The 5,556-nt window shown below is 51.3% G+C and carries 7 protein-coding genes and 1 pseudogene; 3 read left to right on the top strand and 5 right to left on the bottom strand.

From position 1 onward, the window contains the following. Positions 1 to 495: pseudogene (locus GX108_08695) on the bottom strand (IS5 family transposase). Here GX108_08695 and GX108_08690 point away from each other — a divergent pair. Then, the gene (locus GX108_08690; protein NLO57099.1) at positions 479 to 937 is read left to right on the top strand and encodes a hypothetical protein; all 459 of its coding nucleotides are present in this window, start codon (positions 479 to 481) and stop codon (positions 935 to 937) included. The pseudogene GX108_08695 and the gene GX108_08690 overlap by 17 nt on opposite strands. A gap of 459 nt (positions 938 to 1,396) precedes the next feature. Continuing rightward, positions 1,397 to 2,542: a Fic family protein gene (locus tag GX108_08685; GenBank protein ID NLO57098.1), complete on the top strand. Its 1,146-nt coding sequence runs from the start codon at positions 1,397 to 1,399 to the stop codon at positions 2,540 to 2,542. A 548-nt stretch (positions 2,543 to 3,090) separates the two neighbouring features. Here the strand turns inward: GX108_08685 and GX108_08680 are convergent. The 4 genes from GX108_08680 to GX108_08665 form a co-directional block, all read right to left on the bottom strand. After that, the gene (locus tag GX108_08680; protein ID NLO57097.1) at positions 3,091 to 3,546 is read right to left on the bottom strand and encodes a DDE-type integrase/transposase/recombinase; all 456 of its coding nucleotides are present in this window, start codon (positions 3,544 to 3,546) and stop codon (positions 3,091 to 3,093) included. Then, positions 3,513 to 3,881 carry an IS3 family transposase gene (locus GX108_08675; GenBank protein ID NLO57096.1) on the bottom strand — a complete coding sequence of 123 codons (369 nt, stop codon included), beginning with the start codon at positions 3,879 to 3,881 and terminating at the stop codon, positions 3,513 to 3,515. Before GX108_08675 ends, GX108_08680 begins: the two co-directional genes overlap by 34 nt. Positions 3,882 to 3,949: 68 nt before the next feature. Beyond that, positions 3,950 to 4,231 (bottom strand): transposase, encoded by a 282-nt coding sequence (locus tag GX108_08670; protein ID NLO57095.1) that lies wholly within the window; start codon positions 4,229 to 4,231, stop codon positions 3,950 to 3,952. A 150-nt stretch (positions 4,232 to 4,381) separates the two neighbouring features. Next, entirely contained in the window at positions 4,382 to 4,591 is a 210-nt protein-coding gene (locus tag GX108_08665) for a transposase (protein ID NLO57094.1), read from the bottom strand. Positions 4,592 to 5,153: 562 nt separating this feature from the next. On the opposite strand from GX108_08665, the gene GX108_08660 reads away from it, so the two are divergent. Then, a complete protein-coding gene (locus GX108_08660) occupies positions 5,154 to 5,336 on the top strand; it encodes a hypothetical protein (GenBank protein ID NLO57093.1) in 183 nt (60 codons plus the stop codon). The last annotated feature ends 220 nt before the right edge of the window (positions 5,337 to 5,556 follow it).

The following is a 5,556-nucleotide window of genomic DNA, read 5'->3' as shown; positions in this document are numbered from 1 at the left end:
GAATGCATTTCAGGGTCCCGCTTCTTCTCTTTGTTCTTCGTCGAAGACGGGGCGTTGATGATGGTGGCGTCGACGATGGTACCCTCGGAGAGCTTCAGTCCTCTGGATTCAAGATGGGCGTTGACCTCCCTGAAGATCCTCTCACCAAGGTCATGGGCCTCGAGAAGGTGGCGGAACTTGCAGATCGTCCTTTCGTCCGGTACTCCCCTCGTTGCCGAGGTCTATCCCAACAAATCAACCCATGGATCCCATATCGTAGAGAGCTTCTTCGGCTCCGGGGTCGCTGAGGTTGAAGTGAACTCTGCAGGAAATGGATCCGAAGCATCCGTTCCAGCCCTAAGGGAGGTCTGCCCCTTCCTGCTTGGGGTAGTAGGGTTCTATGAGGGCGCAGAGTTCCTTCCAGGGGACGACCTGTTCCATCTCGGCCAGAAACTGCTCTCTCCTTGTGGGTTTTTTGTACTTCTCGAAGGTCACGGCGTTGGCAAGGCTCTTCATGCGGGATCAGCTCCCTCAGAGGGTGGTATGGTCGTACAGAAGGCTGGAATGGACAAACCAAGGCTGTCACAACCATACTTTACTAGGTCAAGGTCCGTTTCCAGAGGACTTTTTCAGAGATTGCTTTACTGAGGGGTTTGGGTCCCATCCGCCAAAGAAGACCGCAATCGGAAGTCTACACTCTGGGTGGAATGTTGTAAGGCTTAGTGATGTTGCGAATGTGGCCTACGGCATCACACTAAATTCGAAACGAAGTGTGCTGCCACTGAAAAAGCCATATCTCCGAGTAGCCAATGTTCAACGAGATTCATTTAATTTGAATGATGCCAATCTCATTGGCTGGACTGAAAAGGAAGCCGAACAGTACAGACTGAAACAGGGCGACATTCTTGTGCTGGAAGAACACGCCGACGTGAACAAGATCGGCAGAGCATCTCTATGAAGAAACAACATCGACGGGTGCTTACACCGAAATCAGCTATTACGCGTTCGATGTGGTGACCCACTTATCCTTAAGTTTGCACTTGTTTGACTAAACAGTCTAAAAGGACGTTCTTACTTCCACAGAACTGGCCAAAGCACAAGTGGGCTTAATACAATTAATTCAACGATTCAGCGACTGCTGGAGTACATCGAAAAATTGCACGAATTGAGGAATCAATCGGTTCGGAAGTTTGTGCCCCCGAATATAGAAGGAATCGTCTGTTTTTAACGAAGAAAACACTGTCGAACAGATGGCGAGAAGAAGTTTGAAGGGTGAGGTGTGAACAGATGTACTTCAACTACGAAGATACTGTCGAGCAAATGGTGCTTGATGCACTTTGTGTCGGCGTGTCTTCAAACATGGCCGCCAAAAAGCTCGTCAGCTATCGCGACGGGAACAATGATAAGGAGCGCCTCAATGAAGTTTGAGTCCTTCAAATCCGGTAGTTGGAAACAACAGTACCAATACAAGAGTTTCCAGCCGACACGGATCAATCAGGAATGGTCCTGGGATGACCCCCGGATTAACGTGCTGCTGGAAAAAGCCAACAAAGCCCTGGGAGAGTTGAACGCCTTCTCGCTGATCGTGCCAGATGTGGACCTTTTCATTCACATGCACATCATCAAAGAGGCCAACACCTCCAGCCGTATCGAGGGCACTCGTACTGATATGGACGAGGCCGTACTCGATGAGGCGGCTATTCGCCCTGAACGCCGTGATGATTGGCGCGAGGTACGCAACTACGTGCAAGCCATGAATAGCGCTATTGAAGAACTGCAGCGGCTGCCCCTGTCCATGCGCTTGCTTCGCAAGACCCATGAGATACTTTTGAGCGGGGCTAGGGGGGAGCGCAAGGCTCCCGGTGAATTTCGGCGTAGCCAGAATTGGATTGGTGGCGCTTCTCTATCTGATGCGGCTTTTATCCCACCCCATCATGACGATCTTCCTGACCTGCTGACAGATCTTGAAGCCTTCTGGCATAATGACAGCATTCAGGTTCCCCACCTGGTACGATGCGCCCTCAGCCACTACCAGTTTGAAACCATTCATCCCTTTCTGGATGGCAATGGCCGTATCGGCCGCCTGCTCATCACTCTGTACCTGGTCAGTCACGGTCTGCTGAACAAGCCTTCTCTCTACCTTTCCGCCCATCTGGAGAAGCATCGGGGAGCCTATTACGATGCCCTGACACGGGTTCGGGAGTCACATGATATTGGCCAATGGATACGTTTTTTTCTCCAGGCTGTGATTGAAACTGCTGAAAACGGGAAGCAGACCTTTCAACGTATTTTGATCTTGCGTCAGGAGGTGGATGCTCAAATCGTGACTTTGGGACGCCGGGCGGAAAATGGTCACATCTTGGTGCGTCATCTCTATCAGGAGCCAGCGGTGAACGTAAATCAGGTGGCAGATATGCTGGGGATTAAATATTATGCGGCTAATCAGTTGGTGGGAGCCTTGGTTGACCTTGGCATTCTAGAAGAAATGACAGGCTGGCAACGAAACAGACTTTTTGTCTTCCGCAGGTATCTTAATGTTTTTCGTGATGAAAATAAAATATAAAAGTTCTTATTATGTTTTTATGCTATAAACACACAATAAAATTCGCTTATTCTGTTTTCTACATCACAAGGCATCACCGTAGAGAAAGTGTTCGGTAAAGGAATGTGACCTGCTTTAACGAAGAAAACACTATCGAACATGGTTGCTGAAGAACAAGCAGACTATTCAAAGATGACGCAGATTCACGCCGATGAAAATCTGCAAAATAATCTACGCCCATCTGTAAAATCTGCGGACAAAATCTCCTGACGTTTTGTTTCTGCCGAAAACCCACCCCGTCAGAACTCCGATGTGCTGCAGGAGGATCAGTGCAATTAGCTGGTTGGAATGGTCTAAGATGAAGGTATTGTAAAACGCGGTGAAATAAGTCCACCCTCGCGCAGCTTAAGAGCCGGCGGCGCGCTACTTGAGAGCCACTTGGCGCGCCTGTAGAGTGAGGTACTCCCTACTCACTGGACCACTGGGTGGCAAAAATAAGGTGATCGGTCCGGTGGTTTGTTGGCCCTTTTCCCGTTTCAAGATGCATTGGTTCTTCTGTTTCCGTTTCCTTAGTAGTTGACCAGTTTCCCTGCACCTTGACCTGAGTATACTTCCGAAGGCGTCATGTAGCCCAGACCATGGTGCGGCCTTTCTTCGTTGTAGTGGACGAAGAACTCTCCAAGGTTCGTCCTTGCCTCAAGCGGATTGCAGTACTCCTTAAGGTAGACCTCTCCGTACTTGACGGTTCTCCACAGTCTTTCCACGAAGACATTATCCAGGGCCCTGCCTCTGCCATCCATGCTGATATCGATCCCGTTATCCTTCAGGATGTCCGTGAAATCCTTGCTCGTGTACTGGGAGCCCTGGTCAGTGTTGAAGATCTCAGGCTTCCCATATCTCTTAAGCGCTTCTTTCAGAGCGCTTGCGCAAAAACTCGTATCCAGGGTGTTCGAAAGCTCCCAGGACAGGACCTTGCGGCTGAGCCAGTCCATTATGACCGTGAGATAAAGGAAGCCCTTGCCCATGCGCACATACGTGATATCCGAGCACCAGACCTGGTTGGTCGTTTTATGTCAAGGTTCCTCAAGAGGTACGTGTAGATACGGTGTTCAGGGTTGCCCTTGCTGAGTCTGGGCTTCAGGTAGATCGCTTCAAGTCCCATGAGACGGAGTAGTCTTCTAACCCGTTTCAGGTTGACCCGGATCTCTTTTCTTTGAAGCCAGAACTTCATGCGCTTTACTCCCCAGATGGGGTGCTTCCTGTACTGCCTGTCCATAAGATCCATCAAATACAGGTTCTCACACGTTTCTTCGCCATTTCCTTTTCTCTTTACGTAGATGCCGGAGCGGTTTAGTCCCAAAAGCTCGCACTGCCGACGCGAGTTTTACTTCTCCGGGTTCCAGGGCATCTCTGAGCTTTGAGACGGATCTAACAGAGCTCCTCAGATTTTCTTTTCAACCAGTCGACCTCGTATTTCAACTGGCCGATCTGGCGGCGAAGTTCCGATTCTCGCTTCTTCAGGGTCTCCGTTTCGTCATCCTTTTTCTTCGAGAAGACCTCGGGAAGATTCTTGAGGAAGGTCTTCTTCCATTGGATTATCTGGTTTGGATGAATGCCGTACTTAGAGCCTATTTCCGCCAGTGTGCCCTGTTCCCGAAGAGCTTCAAGTACTACTTCGGCCTTGAATGCCGCATCGTATCTCTTTCTCATGGCTGTATCGGTGCCCTCCCCGAATTTGTTACACCGGGGTTATCCTATCACCTTAGACCCTGGTCCAGTTTTCGGGGAGTAGCTCAGTCAGCATATGCCTGCAGGCGGCCTGTCCTTTGGCTTGGAGACGCGGGCCGGCAGTATTACGGTTCAGTAGTAGGCCGTCATCTCCTGATACGTTATGTTCAGATCTGACTCATAGAAGTTCGCTCGCTTCACGCCGAGCTTCAGGTTGTCCGGTACGAGAGCCTTGAGGACGCCGCCCAGGTACTGAAAGGCGTGTACATGGCCGGGGGGGGAGATCCAGGAGGGCAGCTTCTCGGCGCGGAACGGCTCGGCGTAGTAGTCGAAGTCCGGCATCCTGAAAGAAGCGTCCCGCGACGGATAGGCCCGTCGTCAGTGTTGATCTCCCCCTTGGGAAGGCCTTGCTGGAGGTACAGCGACACCGTATTCCTTGAAACCTTGTGCATTGCCGCAACTTTGCGCTGGCTTAGGCCGCTGTGGACGGCCGAAGGATGGTTAGAAACTCTGACAACTTGATCCCTCCTGAGATGAATTCTGCCCTGCGGCAGTAATTCGATCTTACAGGCAGGAGTTTGAAATAGCCGGCTCTGTCCCGCCGCGGCGGGTGGCTCTTCAGGTGCGTGCCATGTGGATCTCTCAGAGCGCGCCAGTGGATCTTAAGTTCCGCGCGGGTGGCTCATTTCGGTCGCGTTTTGCGGGCGTCTACCCTGACGTGTCCCTTAAGGAAGCCAGGCAGAAGCGGGACGAGATCAAGATCCAGATCTCCAGGGTCGGCAGCCCTTTCGTTGAATCTCCCAGGGGACTTTCCAGTCCGTTGCCCTTGATTGATTTTCGAAGAAGGCCAAACCGGGCCGTGAGGAAAGCCACAGCAGGAGGGTAATAGGGCGACTTCGGAAGTATGTTTTCCCTGCTATTCAGAAGCATAAATTTCGGCGACCGCCCCATGAGCGACGGCACGATGGCCGTAGCGCTCAGGAGACTGGGGTTCAGCCAGGGAGAGATCACGCCCCACGGCTTCAGGGCAATGGGCGCCACGATCCTCAACGAGTTGGGGTGGCCGGCCGAAGCGATAGAGCGGTGACTGGCCCATGCTGGGAGGTCCGCTGTCCGGGCGGCCTATGTTCACGCTGAATATCCCGATGTCCGGAGAAAGATGATGCAGGCGTGGGCGGATTGGTTGGACTCTTAATAAATTGAAAATGTTGACTTGGTATTCCTATAAAGGATAACATATCAAAAGGGAGGTGAAGAAGATGATTCCTTATAGAGAACAAAAAATTGAGAATGCAATCGCCTATTTT

It is taken from the genome of Thermovirga sp., from assembly GCA_012523215.1.
Lineage (GTDB): Bacteria > Synergistota > Synergistia > Synergistales > Thermovirgaceae > 58-81.
The sequence above is the reverse complement of the archived record's forward strand: the minus strand, read 5'-3'. Positions and strand labels throughout refer to the sequence as shown.

Coding starts and splice junctions, on each gene's coding strand:
- GX108_08670 (NLO57095.1), bottom strand. CDS start 4,231: ATGAGAAAGAGATACGATGCGGCATTCAAGGCCGAAGTAGTACTTGAA.
- GX108_08685 (NLO57098.1), top strand. CDS start 1,397: ATGAAGTTTGAGTCCTTCAAATCCGGTAGTTGGAAACAACAGTACCAA.
- GX108_08680 (NLO57097.1), bottom strand. CDS start 3,546: ATGGGCAAGGGCTTCCTTTATCTCACGGTCATAATGGACTGGCTCAGC.
- GX108_08660 (NLO57093.1), top strand. CDS start 5,154: ATGTTTTCCCTGCTATTCAGAAGCATAAATTTCGGCGACCGCCCCATG.
- GX108_08665 (NLO57094.1), bottom strand. CDS start 4,591: ATGCCGGACTTCGACTACTACGCCGAGCCGTTCCGCGCCGAGAAGCTG.